The organism is Paenibacillus sp. FSL K6-1566, assembly GCF_038050475.1.
Lineage (GTDB): Bacteria > Bacillota > Bacilli > Paenibacillales > Paenibacillaceae > Paenibacillus_AQ > Paenibacillus_AQ lactis.
The window spans coordinates 271,809-291,980 of sequence record NZ_JBBOSR010000001.1 but is presented as its reverse complement, the minus strand read 5'-3'; the positions used below and the strand labels follow the sequence as shown (position 1 = coordinate 291,980).

Here is a 20,172-nt window from a genome sequence, read left to right as displayed (position 1 = left end):
AGTTTGATTCGATAATGCTGCTAATACATCCAGCTCATTCTATGAAGTTACGTGCAAGTTAAATCACTGATACCCCCCAAGTTCTGAATGCCCCAAAACAAAGTATCTGCAGCACTAATCCCATTACTTCCTTCCCAATGGGGAAGCCATATGCAAGTTACGTGCAAGTTACCGTCAAGTAAGCTCCTAAGCCCAATAAGGCACATACTTCATATGTTTTGGAGCAGTATCAGGATCTTTTGCCTTAACTTTTGATGTTTCTACTGCATCTTTAATTATCCTGGAGGCAATAGAGATTTGCCTACTATCCATTCCAAAACGCTGACGCAAAGTTGCATTTGTCATAAAGTCTCTAGTTACATATTTCAAACAGGCATGCATGTAACACGCCCTGACCCGTTCTTCTCGATCCATTTCTGCAAATGGCTTATGCGAAAATAAAATTACTCGAGTGTGTTCTTCAGTAACCTCAATTATTGGAGCTGGTAACTGATAAAACTCTGTTTGCGACACAACTTTATCAAAGCCACTACCTCGTTCTTCACAGACTCCAACACGACGTAGGAATGAGGCGATCGCTTCATTTCGTGACCTAGGAGGACTGTCGATAAATCGTTCCACTTGGACGAGCGGTATTCCTGGATTCGTTATTTCCATACGATCCGAGAAAATTTCAATCATTGGCCCTGTACCACGTAATGAAAAGTCCTGATGTATTATAGCATTAGCGACCAATTCCCTAACGGCTAACTCGGGGTACATTGAAACATCTTTTCTTAAGGCTTTTCCGATTATCTCGTTCCTCGGTAAAAGATTGTCTATGAATCCAATAAGTCCTTCGAATCCAGCAGCATAACCTTTAACGCCCTCTTGTTCCCGCTCAGTTTGAGTGCGGTCTTTGCCGCTATATATAATAACTCGTACTGATTTTCTTTTTAGATGATTAAAGCTTGACAACCTCTTGGCAAATAAGATTGCACCTAGATTTGTAATATTCCACCCACCGGCATCACACTTCTTTATCATGTTGTCGTTTGATAAACGTTCCAAAATCCGTTTTCTATCCTCTGGCAGTTCTAGATCCAATAGCTCAAAGTAAGTTGGATAATCAAGAAGCTTAAGCACCTCAGAGTCTTTTACATTTTCAGCAGCAATCATTTCTTCAAAAGGTGTTTTATCAAAAGCTCTCCATAGAGCACGTTCTTTATCAGGGTAATCCTTTAGATTCTTTTTGTAAGACCCTATACGTATATACTCTATTCCTTTAAATTGTACAGGTTTATCTGTAGCCCTTTCGATCTCTAATATGATGATTTTCCCAGAATCCGTAACTAATTCATAGAATTTAAAATAAATACGAGGTGATAATTGCCTTAATAACCAACTCTCCAATTCTTCATTTCCGACTTTGCTTAAGTGAGGGCTAAAGTTTGTGCCAAGTATGTCATGCGTCTCATCTTTGACTCCCCAAATCATAAAAGCATGACTTTTTCCGTCCAAAGTAGCAGAATTACTCAAGGCAGATATATACTCTCCAATACTCTCAAAATCCTTATTATTATGTTTAAATTCTACCCAACCAGTTTCGCTCGGCAAACTACATAATTCTTTCAGTAAACTTCTCAAGTATTCTTCTGTCCGACTCAAGGCTATCACCTCACTCTGCACTTAAATTATTATCATTATACAATATTCTTCCCTAAAAATATCCAAAGTACACAAAGTAAGGAGCGATCATCCATAGGAACGTTTGTTCTAGTTATTAAGATCGATTTCTGATACTATAATAATAAATTTATATCTAAAAATAAGGGAGGAAGAACATTGGCAAAATTCTACTACTATAATAAGAATATTGATAGCAAGGGTAATCATGAGGTTCATACAGAAAACTGCTCTTACAAACCTGATGTATTAAATAGTGTATTGATCGGTTACGAAAACAATTGTCAATCTGCTATTCAACGGGTCAAAAAGGAAACGGGCAAAAATAATTTTGACGGCTGCTATTTCTGCTGTAATGATTGTCATAGCGGGTAAACTTTCTTCCACTCAATTTAAAGAAATCTACTTAAAAAGCGACCTACTAAGGTCGCTTTTTAAGCATATGTATGGAGGCAAGGGGTAGGGGATCGAACCCCTGTCCGAAGATAATGACAACATAAGTTTCTACGGTCTAGTTACAGTTTTAATGTCGGCAAAGCAAACGCCTCAGCCTGATTGTCTTCTTCAGCACACCCCAGGTGGAGATGTGACAGCGTATCCCACTAAAGTTGAGCCCTCATCCCGGTACATGGGCGATACAGAGCGAGAGCACGCGTGCAGGTTATTAAGCAGTAATATCTCCCCTAGAATACCTCATCAACTATGGTCCCTAGTAACAATAGCAGACCAAACAGGTATATGATCTATGCAATATATCAGCTTGCTTTCTGCGATTTCAGCAACAATCATGGTTTTTTTGCACATCTTGAAGTCCAATATAGTACATGACGATGTCATAACCGCTTTCTTTAGCAACTTGCATATGCTTTAAAACAAATGTACCTGATAGGGTAGTTTCAATGGCAAAATGCTCCTGTCTTTTTATAACGATCTGATTCTTTTGACCGCTTCTCTTCCCGCCGAAAGATCGACACTTCTTGGATCATCTGGTTTTAGTTCACGCGCAATCTGATCAGGATCAACCAACTCGCCTAACCATGCCCTCATCTGCATACTGAGCGTGCTTTTTCCGGCCCCATTTGTTCCGGCAAAAACCGTCATAACTGGTTTTTGCTTATTCATGATATTCGAACTCATGTCGTTTTCCGGTTGCATCATAAATGATTTCGAACTTATTTCCGTTAGCATCCTCACGAACTCGTTTATTATCCTTGATATAGTAAATGGATGCCCCTGACTCCTTGGCTTGCTTGCATGCATGTTGATTTGCTTTTTTCAGAATTTCTTGGAGCTGCTCTCGATTGGCAACCATCCTGAGTCCCCTCCAGTTTTCTAATTACTTATCATAAACAGAAGAGCCACCAACCAGATCACTGGCTGATGGCTCTATCATTGTTATGTATGGAGGCGAGGGGAGTCGAACCCCTGTCCGAAGATAACGACAACACAAGTTTCTACGGGTGTAGTTACAGTTTTAATGTCGGCAAAGCAAACGCCCCGTAACCGGCTTTCGCTATGCCCAGCCTGATTGTCTTCTTCAGCACACCCCAGGCGGAGATGTGACAGCGTATCCCACTAAAGTTGAGCCCTCATCCCGGTACATGGGCGATACAGAGCGAGAGCACGCGTGCAGGTTATTAAGCTGCTACAGCGTAAGAAGTTTGTTGTTTGCCAGTTATTATGGCTTTAGCGTTGATGAAGTGGACGCGTCCCCACTACCCGCTACTCATGCCCGAACTATCCCCGTCGAATCCAAAGAACGCCCCCTTATGTGGAGAAATGCCGATGCGCGAAGCACCTGACGTTTCCGCCAAAAAGGGTACCTGGATTAGATCTAAAGATGATTCAGCCACAGTAGTCAATCAAACGTTCGCATTCCTTCCCTCCAAAGAAAGAATGCCGTCTACTGCATGCTGTTGTCAAAGAATCGATCTTGCCTTACATCAAATAGTATATCACAAACTGCATCAAAATGATATATATAATGCAGGCAACACAGCTAAAACATGCCACTCAAAAGCCGATATGCTCATCAACGCACAATCTTCTGCTTCTCCCGCAGTGCCCGCTGGATATCGCGCTGCGCGTCCTTCTTGGCAGCATCCGCACGTTTGTCATACTGCTTCTTACCTTTACCGAGGCCCAGCAGCAGCTTGGCATAACCGTTGCGGATATAGATTTTAAGCGGAACGATCGTATATCCCTCCTGCTTGGATTGCCCTAGCAGCTTGCGGATCTGTTCCTTGTGCAGCAGCAGCTTCCGCGCACGCGTCGGGTCGGACGGATTGCTCCGGTTCCCTTGCTCGAACGGGCTGATGTGCATGTTGTGAATGTGGATCTCGCCATTGCGAATTGTCGCAAACGCGTCGCCAATATTGGCACGGCCGTTACGGATCGACTTGATCTCGGTCCCGGTCAGAACCATCCCCGCTTCGTACGTATCTTCTATGAAGTAATCATGGGAAGCTTTCTTGTTCTGGGCCAGAACCTTCCCGTCACTCTTCTTACCCATGGTCTCACTCCTTGTCATGAGCAGTAAATGGAAAAAGGACTCCCGGCAGACCGCCGAAAAAATGCAATCTCACCAGAAGTCCATTGTATCAAACGTTGGCCTGCTTACGCAAGGCGGGGCAAGCGTTCCGCTCTGAATATCGAATGGCAAAATCGGCAGCCATGATTCTAAGGCCATGAGCACCGAAGAGGGAATTCAAGATTAAACGAGTATCCCCTTCCCCTTCATAACTGTGTTCACAGTTCTGGTCCTAGGGATGCCAAAGCGCTTGCCGTCCGCCCCAGCCCTACTTTTTCTTCTTCCTCACAAAAGCGGCTGTGCCGTTCCCGCCTTTGCTCTTCCGCTTGCGCCGTCCGCCGCCGCCTGCGGCATCGCCATCAGGGCCGGCTGGCCCACTGCCCGGCGTCGGTCCTTCGCCGATGAAGATGCCGCTGCGCGACGTCTTCTTCCGGCGGCCCTTGCCGCCTCCGCCGCCCGAGCGGGCGTTGCGGTCAAAGCCAAGGGCCCCGCCGCCGGCGGAGCTGTAGCCGCCCTTGCCGGAGCCGAACGCGAAGCTGCGCGTCTCCGTGCCTTCGGCGGCCTCTCCGCCGCCGCGCTTCCCGCCGGCACGGCCGCCCTGGCCGCCGGCGCTGTCCTCGCGGCGCCCTGCCGGCGCGCCGCCTTCTGCCGCGGCGCTGCGCTTGCCGCGGCCCTTGCCCCCGCGGGCTGCGCCATCGCGGGCGCCAAACCCGCGGCCACCGGCTCCGCCGCGGTCGCCGCCGCCAGCACCGCCGCCGCGGCCTTGCCGGCGCGGCTTCATGTCCACCATCTCAAAATCGATGGTGTGCTCATCCATATTCACCTTCGCCACGCGCACCTTGACGTCATCGCCGATGCGGAACACCTTCGATGTCCGCTCCCCGATCAGCGCCATGTGGCCTTCGTCGAAGTGGTAATAATCGTCGGTCAGCGCGCTGAGCCGAATCAGGCCTTCTACCGTGTTCTCCAGCTCGATGAACATACCGAAGCTGGTCACGCTGCTGATAATGCCCTCGAATTCCTCGCCGACCTTATCCAGCATGAACTCGGCCTTCTTCAGGGCCTCGGTGTCACGTTCGGCATCAACGGCGACGCGCTCGCGCTCCGAGGATTGCTGAGCAATGTCCGCCATGCGGGCCGCGAGCTGCTCATGCCGCTGCTCGCTCAGCGTTCCGCCGCTCTCCAGCACCTCCCGGATCACCCGGTGAATGACCAGGTCCGGGTAACGGCGAATCGGTGACGTGAAGTGGGAATAGTACTCGGCCGCCAGACCAAAATGACCTGTGCTCTCCGCATCGTACTTCGCCTGCTTCATCGAACGGAGCATCATCGTGCTGAGCACCGTCTGCTCTTTCGTGCCGTGGATGTCGTCCAGCAGGCTTTGCAGGGCACGCGGATGAATCTGATTGCCGCGCCCTTTCACATGGTGGCCGAAATTCGCGGCAAACGCCATGAAGTTCTGCAGCTTCTCCGGATCCGGATCCTCGTGGATTCGGTAGATGAATGGCACCTTCAGCCAGTGGAAATGCTCAGCCACCGTTTCGTTGGCGGCCAGCATGAATTCCTCGATGATCTGCTCCGCGATGGAACGCTCCCGTTTGACGATATCGATCGGCTTGCCGTTTTCATCGACAATGACCTTCGACTCCACAAAATCAAAATCGACCGCGCCCCGCCGCATCCGGCGGTTCCGCAGCTTCAGTGCCAGCTCCTGCATCAGGCGGAAATCCTCCACCAGATCGCTGTAACGCTCGATCAGCTCCGGATCCTCGTCGACCAGAATTTTGCGCACATTGTTGTACGTCATCCGTTCCTTCGTCCGAATCACGCTTGTGAAAATATCGTGCTTCACGACCTTCATCTGCTCATTGAATTCCATGACGCAGGACATCGTGAGACGGTCCACCTGCGGATTCAAGCTGCAAATGCCGTTGGATAAGCGGTGCGGCAGCATTGGAATAACGCGGTCTACCAGGTAGACACTGCACCCGCGGTTGTACGCTTCCTTATCCAGCTCGGAATGCTCGCGCACGTAATAGCTCACGTCGGCAATATGCACGCCCAGACGGTAATGGCCATTCGGCAGGCGCTCCACGTTGACCGCGTCGTCCAAGTCCTTGGCATCCTCACCGTCAATCGTGACGATATTTAAGCCGCGAAGATCCCGCCGGCCCTGCTGGACGATCTCTTCTTCCGTAATGGAATCCGGCGCAGCATCCGCCTCGGCCAGCACCTCTTCCGGAAAGCCTTCCGGCAGCTGATGCTTCCGGATAATCGACAGGATGTCGACGCCCGGATCGTCCTTGTGGCCCAAAATCTCCACAACCTCGCCCTCGGCCGCCGCCCGTCCCTCCGGATAGCTCACCAGCTTGACGACGACCTTCACGCCGTCCACGGCGCCGTTCATCGCATGCTTCGGTATAAAAATATCCCGGTTAATCCGCTTATCATCCGGCAGTACGAAGCCGTACGCCTCGTGATTTTGGAAGACGCCCACCACTTGGGTGACGGCGCGGGTGACGATGCGGACAACCTCGCCTTCCATTTTGCCGCCCTCGCTATGCTGCGAGCTAATGCGAACCAGCACCGTATCGCCGTTCATGGCGCTCTTCAGGTCGTTCGCATGAATGTACACATCGGGATGCTCCCGGTCATCCGGAATCAGAAAAGCAAAACCCTTCGGATGCGCCTGGAGGCGCCCGCGCAGCAAAGACATCCGCTCCGGCACGCCGTAACGCTGGGTGCTGGTCAGAATGATTTTTCCGGACTGCTCCAGATCGTTCAACAGCTTTAAAAACTCCCTGAAATCATGAGCATCCTCAATCGCAAAATGCTGCTCCAATTCCTGGTACGTCATCGGTTTGTATGCAGTTTCCCGCATAAAATCGAGTAAAATTTGTTCCGTTATCATGATTATCACCTCGGGGAACCTGCGAATTCATTCGTTCCTCTATCCATTCTTTACCTACATATACACATACCCTAGTATACACGAATTTAATCCGCGGTATCCTTCGAAATCCCCCCAAAGATCACCATTCGCCCAAGGCATATAAAAAGCCCCCGCTCTTCCAGAGTGAAAAGCGAGGGCCGTATTATTATTTCAACATCGCAACAACAATCGCCAAGATCATGAATCCTGCCGCCAAACCAACGGTAATGCGCTGCAGCACGAGATCCATACCGCGAGCCTTCGTTTTGCCAAACAGATGTTCCGCACCGCCGGAGATGGCACCGGCAAGACCTGCACTTTTCCCTTTCTGGAGAAGAACAACCGTAATCAACCCGATGGAGAAAATGACGAGCAGCACTTCGAACAATACAACCATGACTTCCACCTCCTACGCGTATGTAAACATCAGATTTATAATCAAATATAATGTTCAAATTCTGATGAAAAACAGCATTATTATTGTACCATAGCTTATTCTGACTGACAAGGCATTACCAACCGTCTCTGGTGATCTGATCTAATGTTCGACAGACACAAGATTCATAGGATTCCCTGATTCGAAGTTTGTGAGCGATAATACGTGAATACGAGAAATTCAACGTTGAGAAACGTTTATCTAACTGTGTATCGCAACAAAGCCCATAGAGCTTACCTGGTTTCAACAAAAAAACGGCCTGCCCTCTCCACCCTTAGGAGACGACAGACCGCTTTTTATTCCGTCTTGCTTCATTTCACCCGGAATGATCCGGTGCTTATGGCAACCAGTTCTCCCTTTGCATCCGTAATTTTACATTCCGTCGTGACCGACCGGCGCGTCTGATGAACGATGCTTGCCGTCACCGTGAGAACCCCCTCCCTGGCCGGCATGACAAAATGCACGTTCAGGTTGCTGGTCACGGTCGACTCGCCGGGACGCTCCAGCATGACGGCGATGCCCATAGCATTATCCATCAGCGAGGAGAGGACACCGCCATGCACGATCCCCATCATATTCATATGATGAGGCTGCACATCCAGGGTGACGACAACCGCTTCCGGGGTAGCGGAAGCCAGCTTACAGCCAAGATATCCCCAGAAGGTGGGCTCGGCCGCCTTGGCCATCGCCTCCATGTAGGCCTCCCGGTCAAATGTCGGCTGTTCGGCCTTCGGATCCTGGCTCGTATCGGCTTTATGCATAAGGCCTCCTCCTTGTATCGAATTTATGACACGGCATACTTACAATATTCAACGTTTAAGGTACCCCATCTTCCGATTTTCAACGTTACCTAATCCTAGTTATTGATGATAACTTCTTAAAAATCGGCGGAAAATCGCCGACGACATGCTGGGAGTGACCTCAGTGGGTCATCCAAAGGGCATGGCTGGTCGCCCGAGCGTCGACGCTAAGCATCGTGCAGCAGTCATCCTTACACCGCGCCGGGAGAGGCACGCGGTAGAGGAGAAGCTACGTCTTGTCGACCGATGCATGCCCGCAGCGCCTGCACCTAACTTCTCCATCCTATGCATCAGCCCGTCGGTCTGCCTTCCTCCTCTTCTTCCAGCAGCTTGCGGCGAAGCACCTTTCCGACCATCGTCTTCGGTAAAGCGTCACGGAATACGAACTGCCGCGGCACCTTATAAGCGGCAAGCTGGCTTCGGCAAAACTTTTCCAATCCCGCAGGATCCGGAGCCGCTCCATCTTTGAGCACGATGTAGGCTTTGACCGTCTCGCCGCGGTAATCGTCCTTGGTGCCGACCACAACGGCTTCCTTGACGGAAGGATGCTCATACAGCACTTCCTCGATCTCCCTCGGGTATATATTGTAACCGCTTGCAATTATCATATCCTTCTTCCGGTCGATGATCGTAAAATATCCTTCCTCGTCCATCGTGGCCATATCGCCGGTAAACAGCCAGCCATTGCGGATCGTATCAAAGGTCTCCTCCGGCCGGTTCCAATAGCCTTTCATGACCTGAGGGCCCTTCACAATAAGCTCGCCTGGCTCGCCGACCGGCATCTCCTCGCCTGTCTCCGGGTTGACCACTTTCGCCTCCGTATCAGGAACCGGGATACCGATCGTCCCGATCTTGCGTCTTCCCCAGATCGGATTCGCGTGGGTCACCGGCGAGGCTTCCGTCAATCCGTAGCCCTCGATCAGCCGTCCCTTCGTCAGCTCCTCGAACTTATCCTGCACCTCGACCGGGAGCGCGGCGGAGCCGCTGATGCAGGCATTAATGGAAGACAAGTCGTATTCCTGAATCCGCGGGTGATTGATGAGAGCAATATACATGGTCGGCGCCCCGGGGAAGAGCGTCGGCTTTACCTTTTTGATCAAATCCAGGATCATCGCCACTTCGAATTTAGGGACCAGAATCAGCATACCGGCACGGTACACCGCCTGGTTCAGCAGCACCGTCAGCCCGAATACGTGAAAGCACGGCAGCGCGGCCATATACCGCTCCTTCCCGTCCTCAACCTGGTAACACCAGTTCGCGGACTGGACCGTATTGGCCACCAAATTCAGATGCGTCAGCATGACGCCCTTGGGCGTCCCCGTCGTGCCGCCGGTATACTGCAGCAGTGCCAAATCCCTTTCCGCATCCACGCTTTCGCAGATTGGATCGTTAGGCGATGCGGCCAGCAGCTGTTTAAATGCATGCACCCGGCTGCCATAATGGACGACCGGGAGAGGGCCTGCCTGCTTCGCTTTGATCGGATAGAGCAGATTCTTCGGGAACGGTAGATAGTCCTTCACCGACGTTACGATGATATGCTCAAGCTTCGTCTCCTCTATTACCTTCTCCACCCGGGAGACGAACATATCCATCGTTATGATGATTTTGGCACCGGAGTCCTTCATCTGATACGCGATTTCCCGCTCCATATAGAGCGGATTGGTCATGACGCACACCGCTCCAGCGAGCAGCGCGCCATAATACGAGATGACGACCTGCGGACAATTGGGCAGCATGATCGCCACCCGGTCTCCCTTCTTCACGCCCTTGCTGCGGAGCGCATTTGCCATGCGGTAGGCGGAGTCCAGCAAGCTTTGGTAGGTGATCGTTTTCCCCATAAAATACATCGCCGGCTTTCGAGGATATTTCTGTGCCGACGTCACGAGAAACAACGCCAAATTCTGTTTCGGATAATCAAAAGCGGGGGCTACTTCCGGCGGATAAAACTGCAGCCAAGGCTTTGTATCCATACAAAACCAACCCTTTCCTAAGGAATGCTTCTTCCTTTCCTACTCCAAGAAAAAACCTGTCTCTTTTGATAAGCTCCAAAAAAATCCGGTATAGATCACCCCCGCACATCCCGGGAGGAACGGTTTAGATCGTGCGCTTGCTTGGAGTTGCCCGCTGTCTTAGAATGTCCGCGTGCTCTGAATGTCTGGACATCGGTTTGCCCGGATTTATCGAACCGCTTTGGTCCGGTCTCCGAGTCGTGCGCTCCTTTGGCTGTTCGCACGACTTGACTCCTCCCTGCGTTTATACGAGGCGGGAACCCTATGAACTCGTTCACAGGGTTCTCCGTTATCCGCAAACTGCGCAATGAGCTTCAGGGCGATCCGCCGGAAGGTTTGGATACCTTGTTAATATGCCGGCAGCAGTATGGGCGCAACGTTACTTACACCGTATACCGCTCGTTTTTGACGACGCGGGCTGCAATGCTGCGCTTCAGCGCTACCGTATCGACCGGGCTGGTGCGGGTCAGCTTTTTCAATACCGACAGCTGCATGCGCAGCATATCGCCGGTTTCCACGGAGGCCAGGATTTCTTTCGCGAGCGCCTCGATGCGTTGGAACGCTTCATACGCAAATACCTGCGTCATCTCGATCATGCCGGCCGCTTTCTCTTCCGATGTACGAGCGATATGCTTCTTGGTGCGCAGCAGGGCGCTTTCGAGCGCAAAAATATCAATCATCATGTCCGCCAGATTGGACAATAGCTCCTGTTCCTTCTCGAGCTTGGTCCCGAATTTTTGAACCGCAAGGCCGCCGGCGAGCAGGAAAATCTTTTTACTCATATCCAGGAAATGAGCTTCCTGCTCCAGCGTACCCTCGAACGTTTGGCCTGGAACGATCTGCAGCAGTTCATTTTGCAGGCCTTGCGCTTTTTGCAGCAGCGCGATTTCACCCTTCATGGCTTTTTTCACGAGGGTTCCCGGGATGAGCAGGCGGTTAATCTCGTTCGTGCCCTCGAAAATTCGGTTGATGCGGGAATCGCGGTAGATCCGCTCCACCTTGTATTCCTGAATGTACCCGTATCCTCCGTGGATTTGAACCCCCTCATCCGCTACAAAATCCAGCCCTTCCGAGCAAAACACCTTGTTGATCGAGCACTCGATGGCATAGTCCGAGATCGCAGCGGCCGACAAGGCGCCCGCGTCCTCGCTGGAATAATCGATGTCCTGCAGCGCCTCGTCGAGCAGACCGGCTGTGCGGTATACCATGCTCTCCATCACGAAGGCGGCAATGTTCATCTCGGCCAGCTTTTTGCGCATGAGCGGGAACTGGGAGATCGGGGTGTCGAACTGTTTGCGGGTATTTGCATATTTCGCGCTCAGCTCGATCGTTTCCTTCGCCGCGCCGACCGTACCGGCTGCCAATTTATACCGGCCGATATTCAGGATGTTGAAAGCGATGCGATGGCCTTTGCCGATTTCGCCCAGCAAATTCTCCTTCGGCACCTTCACATCCTCGAAGAAAAGCGGACGCGTCGAGGAGCCCTTGATGCCCATCTTCTTCTCTTCCGGTCCGAGCGTGAAGCCCTCCATCTCCTTTTCCACGATGAACGCGGTGAAATGCTCGCCGTCGATCTTGGCGTACACGATAAAGATATCCGCAAATCCGGCATTGGTAATATATAACTTCGATCCGTTCAAAATATAATATTCGCCGTCATCGGATAAACGTGCCGTCGTTTTGGCGCCGAGCGCGTCGGAGCCCGACGTCGGCTCGGTCAGGCAGTAGGCCGCGATTTTGGCCCCGGTGGCCAGGTCCGGCAGGTACTTCTTCTTCTGCTCCGCCGTGCCGAAGAACACGATCGGCAGCGTCCCGATGCCGACGTGCGCCCCGAAGGACAGGGCGAAGGACGAGCCCTTGGCCAGCGCTTCGCTGATGATCGTGGAGCTCACTTTATCCAGCCCGACGCCGCCGAACGGCTCAGGCACGTCAGCGCCCAGCAGTCCGAGCTCCCCGGACTTGCGCAGCAAATCCACGGTCAGCTCGTAATTGAGCTTCTCCAGCTCCTCGTCATGCGGCACCACTTCACCGTCGATGAAGTCCCGGACCGTGTCGCCGATCATTTTATGCTCCTCGGTGAAATCCTCCGGGGTCAGGATGCGCTGCACGTCCAGGTTATCGATAATATAGCTGCCGCCTTTGATTTTCGGTTCTTTCGTTTGGTTGTCGCTCATGGTTATGGCTCCTTTCTGGAATGGGATTAGTAATTGTGGTGGTGCATCTGCTGCGATGTTTAAGTCTGCTTGTTTAGATAGCGTCGCTTCGATGACTACTGTGAATGCTGCTTCGGTGTCCGCTACGATGGCGGATTGTACTTCCGATCGCTGTTAATTTCAGATTTCCTGAATGATCCTTAACAGAGGCGAAATCTGAAATTAAAGGCGAACACTCTGTTTCTCCAGTCCAATTCCGCCCTCTCCGCTGGGTAGGGCCGCCTCCCCCCCACAATCACTGTTGGTGGGGGGAAGGGCGCGTGTGCCCGGTCCGTGTTCGGAGCGGGCACAGCGCTTGTTGGCTGTGAAGGTGCCTGCTCCGATGTAGTAAATAGCTACCTCACGCCCCGGCTGCATGCACCTCGAACACCCCCGCAGCGCCCATACCGCCGCCGATGCACATGCTCACGACGCCGTAGCCGCCGCCTCGCCGGGCCAGCTCGGACACAAGGCTGACCGTCAGCTTCGCTCCGGTGCAGCCAAGCGGGTGGCCGAGGGCGATGGCCCCGCCATTGACATTGACTTTGCTCTCGTCAATGTCCAAGGCGCGGATGATGTGGAGACATTGCGAAGCGAACGCTTCGTTAATCTCGAACACATCCACCTGATCCAGCCCGATGCCCGCCATCCGGAGGGCCTTCGGAATAGCCTCCACCGGGCCCACGCCCATAATTTCGGGCTCCACGCCCGCCAACGCGAAGGACCTGAAGGTCGCGAGCGGCTTAAGGCCGAGCGCTTCCGCCTTCTCGCGGCTCATGACCGCGACCGCCGCCGCGCCGTCGCTGGTCTGCGAGGCGTTCCCGGCGGTTACAGTCCCGCCGAGAGCAAAGGCAGGCCGCAATTTCGCCAGTACCTCCGGCGATGTGTCGGGACGTACGCCTTCATCCATATCGAAGGTGAAGGACTTACTGCGCACCTTGCCCGACTCGTCTGCGGCAGCCAAGGACACGTTCACCGGCACGATCTCGTCCCGGAACTTCCCTTCCGCAATGGCAGCCGCTGCCTTGCGGTGACTGCTGGCCGCGAAGGCATCCTGCGCTTCGCGGGTAATGCCGAACCGGCGGGCGACCTCTTCCGCCGTATGCCCCATGCCGATGTACACCTCCGGCATCTCATCAACGATCGTCGGATGCGGAGCCGGCTTGAAGCCGGTCATCGGCACATGGCTCATGCTCTCGACGCCGCCGGCGATAATCACGTCGGCGTAACCGAGCATAATCCGTTCCGCTGCAAAGGCGATTGCCTGCAGGCCGGAGGAGCAGAACCGGTTCACCGTCAGGGCGGGAACCGTGACCGGATATCCTGCATACAACGAGATGATCCGGGCGACGTTCAATCCCTGCTCGCCTTCCGGCATCGCACACCCGAGGATGATGTCTTCAACATCCTCCTTCTTAAGGCCCGGCGCACGAGCTATGACGGCTTCCAGCACCGCCTTCCCCAGGTCCTCCACGCGCGTCTGGGCCAAACTCCCTTTCTTCGCTTTCCCCACCGGGGTTCGGGCAAGCGATACGATGACTGCTTCTCTCATGCCATCTTCACCTCGTCACCTTGAATTGGTTGGATATAATAGGACAACTTCTAACTTCATTAGCTAATCGGATTTGCCGACTATAATTCAATCAGGACCTAAGGCACTGCTGGAAATCGAAAGGTTCGATGAACGTATAAGACCTATTTGCAAGCAGCAACAGCATTTGATGAATGGTGAATCACAGAGGAATTGTCAAAGTAAAATCTAATCCCCAACGGAATACCACCAACTCCCCTAATTCCGCAGTGACTTGCTTTTGACCAACATCTGTCCCTAGTTGCGCAGCGGCTTGCCCTTGGCGAGCATATGCTGCATGCGCTGCTGCGTCTTCACCTCGCCGAGCAGGCTGAGGAACGCCTCGCGTTCCAGATCGAGCAGATGCTCCTCGCTGACGATGGTTCCGGCCGGCACGTCGCCGCCGGTCAAAATATGCGCCAGCTTCTTCGCAATCAGCAGATCGTGGTCGCTGATATAACCGCCTCGCCTCATGTCGATGGCGCCCATCTGGAGCACGGCGCGGCCGTCGCGGCCGACGACCCGGGCCTTGCCCGGCTGCGGCGGGACATAGCCTGCGCGATCAAGCTCGAGCACGGCCTGCTTGGCCTCATAGATCCGGTAGTCCTGATTCATGACCACCGTATCCGCCCCGCGGCCGTACATTTGAACCGCTTCGTGACCGCTGGTGGACGTCTTCGCCATGGCCACCATCTCGAACATGCGGTTAATCTCCGGCTGCGGATCGCTGCCCGGATCCGGGTAGCGGCTGCTAGCCATCAGGGCGAGCTCCTTGCAGCCCCCGCCTGCTGGAATCAGGCCGACACCGGTCTCTACCAGGCCGAAGTAGGTCTCGGCCGAGAAAACAATCCGGTCCGCCGGCAGGCACGCCTCCACGCCGCCGCCGAGCGTCATCCGATGCGGCGCCGCGACGACCGGCTTCTCCAGCCGTTTGAGCTTCATCATGCTGCCCTGGAACAGACGGATGATGTCATCCACCTCATCCCAATCGCCGCTCTGGGCCTCCATCAGCATGAGCATCAGATTCGCCCCGACACAGAAATTGCGTCCTTCGTTAGCGAGAACCAACCCGCGGTAATTCGCCCGGACTTCCTCCACGCTCTGCTGGATCATGACCAGAATGTCCGCACCGATCGCATTGTTCGGTGACGTGAACTCCAGCAGTGCGACATCGTCCCCGATATCGATCAGATTCGCCCCCGTGTTGGATCGGATCACCCGATTCTGCGCTTTGAGCGCCGATAGCGAGATCCGCTCCGGCTCTGCATCTACGGCTTTGTATTCGCCCTTCAAGTAATGGAACACCTGACCGTCCTTCTCTTGATAGAAGGATTTATTCCCTGCGGCGATCCAGTCCTTGACCCAGGCCGGCACCGTCAGCCCCTCGGCCTCCATCCGCTGCACCGATTCCGGCAGGCCGATCAGATCCCAGGTTTCAAACGGCCCCAGCTCCCAGTTGAAGCCCCATTTCATGGCATTGTCGATCTCCTGGATGGAATCTGCAATTTCGCCCAGCTTCTCGGCGGAGTACACGAGTACCTGCTTCAGCACATTCCAGGCGAGCTCCGAGTAGCGGTCCTTCGTGCCGAGAAAAGCCTTGATCTTCCGCTTAGCCCCCTTCACCGCCTTAGCCGCCTCAATGGATGCGGAGCTGATTTTAGCGCTCGGGTTATATTCCATCGTGGACAGATTCAGGGACAGAATGGTGCTGCCCTGATCTCCTTTTATTTTCTTATAAAAGCCCTGGCCGCCCTTCTCCCCGATCCATCCGCGGGATACGAGCTCATTCAGCACGTCGGGCACTGTAAATACGTCCTTCTCGTGCCCGTCCTGCACGTTGTCGTACACATTCTTCGCCACATGGACGAACGTATCGATCCCGACCAGATCGAGCGTACGGAAGGTGGCGCTTTTCGGCCGTCCCAGCACGGGGCCGGTCGCCGCATCCACTTCCTCGACGGAGTAGCTGTTCCTTACCATTTCCTGCAGCGTGACGAGCAGGCCATAGGTGCCGATGCGGTTCGAAATAAAATTCGGCGTATCCTTCGCCAGCACAACGCCTTTGCCAAGACGCTTCGTGCAGAAATCCACCATGAACTGCGTAATATCGGGATCGGTATCGAAGCCCGGAATGATCTCCAGCAGCTTCATATGGCGAGGGGGGTTGAAAAAATGCGTCCCCAGGAAATGTCTGCGGAATTCCTCGCCGCATTCCTCCGCCATCGCATTGACCGAGATCCCGGATGTATTGGTGCTGACGATCGCTCCTTCCTTGCGAACGCCTTCGATCGTCTTCAGAATGCTCTTCTTGATCTCCAGCCGTTCGGTGACGACCTCAATGATCCAGTCGGCCTCCTTCAGCTGGCTCAGGTGATCCTCCATATTCCCAGGCGTAATGCGGCTGACAAAATCGGCACGGTACAGCGGAGCGGTGCTTGATTTCGGCAGCGCGGCAACAGCCTTGGCCGCCAACCGGTTACGCACCTTCGGATGGTCCAGCGTGAGACCGGCCTTCTCCTCCTCCGGCGTCAGATCCTTAGGAACAATATCGAGCAGCAGGCAAGGGATGCCTGCATTGGCGAGATGGGCGGCAATGCCGGATCCCATCACGCCGGAGCCGATGACAGCGGCTTTGGTAATGTTTCGGCTAGCGACGCCGGAGCCTCTGACGGCTTCCTTGGTAGTGGTTTGATTCATTGCACAACGACCTCCTGTTCATGGATTTCGGATAGACCAAATACGGATAATTCCAAGATTTCCGCGATATCCCGCGTTCTTACGCTGTCCTCCACTTCCTTCAGCTTCGTGCCGTCCTCCAGCATTGTCAGGCAATACGGGCAGGCCGAGCTGATCATCGTCGGCGAGATCGCGAGCGCCTGCTCGGTTCGCGCCAGATTGACTCGCTTGCCGGCATCCTCCTCCATCCACATCTGGCCGCCGCCGGCACCGCAGCACATCCCGTTCTCGCGGGTGCGCTCCATTTCGAGGAGCTCCACGCCCGGAATGGCGCGAAGCACGTTTCGCGGCTGGTCATAGACGTCGTTATACCGGCCGAGGTAGCAGGAATCGTGGTAGGTGATTTTTTCCTGGATCGGATACTTCGGCGTAAGCCGGCCTTCCTTCACCAGCTGATCCAGCAGCTCCGTGTGGTGGAGGACTTCAGCCGTAAGTCCGAATTCCGGATATTCGTTTTTGAAAATATTAAAGGTATGCGGACAAGCTGTGACGATTCGCTTCACATCGTACTTCTGGAACGTCTCGATGTTCTCCATGCACAGCTGCTGGAACAAAAATTCATTGCCCATCCGGCGCGGGGTATCCCCTGAATTCTTCTCCTCGTTGCCGAGAATGGCGAAGTTCACGCCCGCTTCATTCATGAGCCGGACGAAGGCGCGGGTGATTTTGCGGCTCCGGTTGTCATAGGACCCCATGGAACCGACGAAGAACAGGATGTCGAAATCCGGATTTTCCTTCACAGTCGGAATTTTTAAATCCAGCGTTCCTTCCGGATCGATCTCCTTCACCCATTTGCTGCGATCAGCACGGCTGATGCCCCACGGATTGCCCTGGCGCTCGATGTTTTGCATGGCACGCTGCCCCTCCTGCGGCACACTGCCCTCCATCAGGACCAGATGCCGCCTTAGGTCAACGATTTTGTCGACGTGCTCGTTCGCGACCGGGCATTGATCCTCGCAGTTCCGGCAGGTGGTGCAGGCCCATATCTCTTCCTCCGTCATGACTCCGCCGATCAGCTGGACATCCTTCGGATCGACGCCCTCAACCTGGTGCCAGGAGCGCTTCTGGACCTCCATCGTCGGCCCGATATCGGTAATGCCCTCGCCCTTCCAGCCGACCAGCGCCAGATCGGTCGCGGCCATCGTATGCACACCTGGGGATCCAAACACCGAAGCCGGCATCCACGGCGACTTGGAGGTAAGCGCCGCCCCTTTCTCCGTCAAGTGGTCACGCAGCTTCACGATCATGTGCATCGGCGACAGCAGCTTGCCGGTATTCGAGGCCGGACACACATTCGTGCACCGTCCGCACTCGACGCAGGCGTAGAAATCGAGCATTTGCTTCTGGGTGAAGTCCTCGATTTTGCCGACGCCAAACGACTCCGCCTCTTCGTCCTCAAGATCCAGCTTGCTGAGCTTGCCGGGAGGATCGGTACGTCGGACCAGAATGTTGATCGGCGCCGTAATAAGGTGAAAGTGCTTCGACTGGGGCACGTAGACTAAGAACGATAACAGAATGAGCAGATGAATCCACCAGAATGCGAAATAACATACCGTGACCGCCGTGGAAGGCATCCAATCAAACGCAGCGGCAATGCTTGAGGAGATCGGCGCAAATGCCGACCAGGAAAGACCTTCCCAAAGCCGCTCGAATGCCATCGTCAGCAGCACGGAAGCCATCAGCGAGGTAATGAAGAAGATCACGATGCTCGGCTTCCATCCGCGCTTCAACCGCTTCAACTTTTCCCCGTATCGCCGGTATGCCGCATAGCCGATTGCGAGCAGAATAAGGGCCACCGTAATCTCCTGCATCAGGATGAAGCCCTCATACCCCGGAATCGGGAGTCCATGCCCCGACAGGCCCTTCCATATGATGTCGATCGCGCCAAACTGCAAGATGATAAATCCATAAAAAACGATGAAGTGCATGATCCCGCTCTTGCGGTCCTTGAACAGCTTGCTCTGGCCGAACACTTGAATCGCAAATTGGCTCAAGCGCTCCTTCAAATCCTTTTTCAAATTCGCCGGCTTTCCCAAACGGATGTACAGGTATCGGCGATACACCACGCTCGCGAACATGTAAACCGCCCAGCCTGTGATTCCAACAAAGAGCACGGCGTTGATCAGATCAAGAATCATCCCTCTCAGCTCCTTGCGTTATTTTTTCTTCCCCATGCTTGCCGCCCGGGCGAATGTGGTCGGACTCTGACCCGCCTCCTAAGCCGGAAATCTGCAACAACGGGAGGTTGGTGTTGATCCAACTGCACTCTGCACCGTGAAACCAGGCTGCCGTCACTCCTTCCGCTAATCCGCCCGTCCATGCGTTACTCGGACAACATATGAAGCGCTTACATTCGAGGACTAAAAATAGACCTTCATACCTGTGCCCTGCCGACTTCTTCAAACCGAACTTGCTTGCGTTAGCTGCGTATCTAGATCCTTTAAACCTGTAATGGCTTTGCCGATCCTTAAAGCTGCCTTTCGCTCTTACGGTTAAACTGCCGTCTGTTGCCCTAGTGATATGAACGTCTATAATTTGAAGTCCGAATACGCCCGCTTCATAAATTTCCCGGCCCCATCAACCGGTCGTTGACAATGACATGAACGTATTTTATGATGGATACAAGAACTGAATGAGTATTCATTCATAATTTTAACTGTATTCTAACATCGGGGTGAGCATATGACAAGTAAAAAAAATGAGAAGTACCATCTGATCCTTCAAGGCGCCCTGAAAGTATTCGCCGAGAACGGCTACCACCGCTCCCAGGTGTCCAAGATCGCCAAGGCGGCCGGCGTAGCCGACGGTACCATCTATCTATACTTCAAGCGAAAGGAGGATATCTTGATCCGTCTGTTCCAGGAGAAGCTCGGCGAGCTCGTCGGAAAATTCCACGAAAGCGTGAAAGGAACGACAGACGCAGTGGAAGCCCTGCGGACCGTATGCAGCATTCATTTTTCCGAGCTGGAGAGCAATCCGGAATTGGCTTATGTCACGCAGATTGAGCTCCGGCAGAGCGATCTCGAGCTTCGCAAGGAAATCGGCAATGCGCTTAAGCCCTATATCGTATTGATCGAGAATATCCTGGAGCAGGGTATCCAAGAGAAGAAGTTCCGCCCCGATCTTAACGTTAAGCTTGTGCGCAGCCTGATATTCGGAGCGATGGACGAAGCGGTAACCTCCTGGCTCATCTCGGGCCGCAAGTATTCCCTGTCCGATCAGGTGGAGGAGACGCTTGGATTTTTTCTGAACGGTGTGTCCAGCGGGCAATAAAACAAGTCCCGCTCATCATATTTTATGAA

14 protein-coding genes and 1 other RNA gene are annotated in these 20,172 nt (G+C 53.5%); 1 reads left to right on the top strand and 14 read right to left on the bottom strand.

What is annotated here, in order from left to right; genetic code table 11:
- Positions 1 to 186: 186 nt before the first annotated feature.
- From NST08_RS01365 to NST08_RS01300, 14 genes are all read right to left on the bottom strand, one after another.
- Positions 187 to 1,656, bottom strand: coding sequence for an ATP-binding protein (locus NST08_RS01365; RefSeq protein ID WP_445933641.1), 1,470 nt, complete (start codon positions 1,654 to 1,656; stop codon positions 187 to 189).
- 930 nt (positions 1,657 to 2,586) lie between these two features.
- A complete protein-coding gene (locus tag NST08_RS01360; RefSeq protein ID WP_050954097.1) occupies positions 2,587 to 2,787 on the bottom strand; it encodes a dephospho-CoA kinase in 201 nt (66 codons plus the stop codon).
- Positions 2,780 to 2,977: a hypothetical protein gene (locus NST08_RS01355; protein ID WP_007132694.1), complete on the bottom strand. Its 198-nt coding sequence runs from the start codon at positions 2,975 to 2,977 to the stop codon at positions 2,780 to 2,782. Before NST08_RS01355 ends, NST08_RS01360 begins: the two co-directional genes overlap by 8 nt.
- An 87-nt stretch (positions 2,978 to 3,064) precedes the next feature.
- Positions 3,065 to 3,432: a transfer-messenger RNA gene (gene ssrA, locus NST08_RS01350) on the bottom strand.
- A 265-nt stretch (positions 3,433 to 3,697) separates the two neighbouring features.
- The gene (gene smpB / locus NST08_RS01345) at positions 3,698 to 4,177 is read right to left on the bottom strand and encodes an SsrA-binding protein SmpB (RefSeq protein WP_007132695.1); all 480 of its coding nucleotides are present in this window, start codon (positions 4,175 to 4,177) and stop codon (positions 3,698 to 3,700) included.
- Between the two features lie 286 nt (positions 4,178 to 4,463).
- A complete protein-coding gene (gene rnr, locus NST08_RS01340; protein ID WP_341341361.1) occupies positions 4,464 to 7,106 on the bottom strand; it encodes a ribonuclease R in 2,643 nt (880 codons plus the stop codon).
- Positions 7,107 to 7,293: 187 nt separating this feature from the next.
- Positions 7,294 to 7,524 carry a preprotein translocase subunit SecG gene (gene secG, locus NST08_RS01335; protein ID WP_007132909.1) on the bottom strand — a complete coding sequence of 77 codons (231 nt, stop codon included), beginning with the start codon at positions 7,522 to 7,524 and terminating at the stop codon, positions 7,294 to 7,296.
- Positions 7,525 to 7,874: 350 nt separating this feature from the next.
- Positions 7,875 to 8,324 carry a PaaI family thioesterase gene (locus NST08_RS01330; RefSeq protein WP_007132910.1) on the bottom strand — a complete coding sequence of 150 codons (450 nt, stop codon included), beginning with the start codon at positions 8,322 to 8,324 and terminating at the stop codon, positions 7,875 to 7,877.
- Between the two features lie 329 nt (positions 8,325 to 8,653).
- Complete coding sequence (locus tag NST08_RS01325) at positions 8,654 to 10,333, bottom strand: long-chain-fatty-acid--CoA ligase (RefSeq protein WP_341341360.1); 1,680 nt, start codon at positions 10,331 to 10,333, stop codon at positions 8,654 to 8,656.
- 95 nt (positions 10,334 to 10,428) lie between these two features.
- On the bottom strand, positions 10,429 to 10,596 hold the full coding sequence (locus NST08_RS01320) for a hypothetical protein (RefSeq protein WP_167324142.1): 168 nt from the start codon (positions 10,594 to 10,596) through the stop codon (positions 10,429 to 10,431).
- A 159-nt stretch (positions 10,597 to 10,755) separates the two neighbouring features.
- Positions 10,756 to 12,546: an acyl-CoA dehydrogenase family protein gene (locus NST08_RS01315; RefSeq protein WP_341341359.1), complete on the bottom strand. Its 1,791-nt coding sequence runs from the start codon at positions 12,544 to 12,546 to the stop codon at positions 10,756 to 10,758.
- A 379-nt stretch (positions 12,547 to 12,925) separates the two neighbouring features.
- Positions 12,926 to 14,116, bottom strand: coding sequence for an acetyl-CoA C-acyltransferase (locus NST08_RS01310; RefSeq protein WP_341034606.1), 1,191 nt, complete (start codon positions 14,114 to 14,116; stop codon positions 12,926 to 12,928).
- Positions 14,117 to 14,392: 276 nt separating this feature from the next.
- Entirely contained in the window at positions 14,393 to 16,831 is a 2,439-nt protein-coding gene (locus tag NST08_RS01305; protein ID WP_341341358.1) for a 3-hydroxyacyl-CoA dehydrogenase/enoyl-CoA hydratase family protein, read from the bottom strand.
- On the bottom strand, positions 16,828 to 19,008 hold the full coding sequence (locus tag NST08_RS01300; protein ID WP_341341357.1) for a (Fe-S)-binding protein: 2,181 nt from the start codon (positions 19,006 to 19,008) through the stop codon (positions 16,828 to 16,830). The genes NST08_RS01305 and NST08_RS01300 overlap by 4 nt, the downstream gene beginning before the upstream one ends.
- 544 nt (positions 19,009 to 19,552) lie before the next feature.
- Between NST08_RS01300 and NST08_RS01295 the strand changes: the two genes are divergently transcribed.
- Positions 19,553 to 20,143: a TetR/AcrR family transcriptional regulator gene (locus NST08_RS01295; RefSeq protein ID WP_007132916.1), complete on the top strand. Its 591-nt coding sequence runs from the start codon at positions 19,553 to 19,555 to the stop codon at positions 20,141 to 20,143.
- Positions 20,144 to 20,172 lie beyond the last annotated feature (29 nt).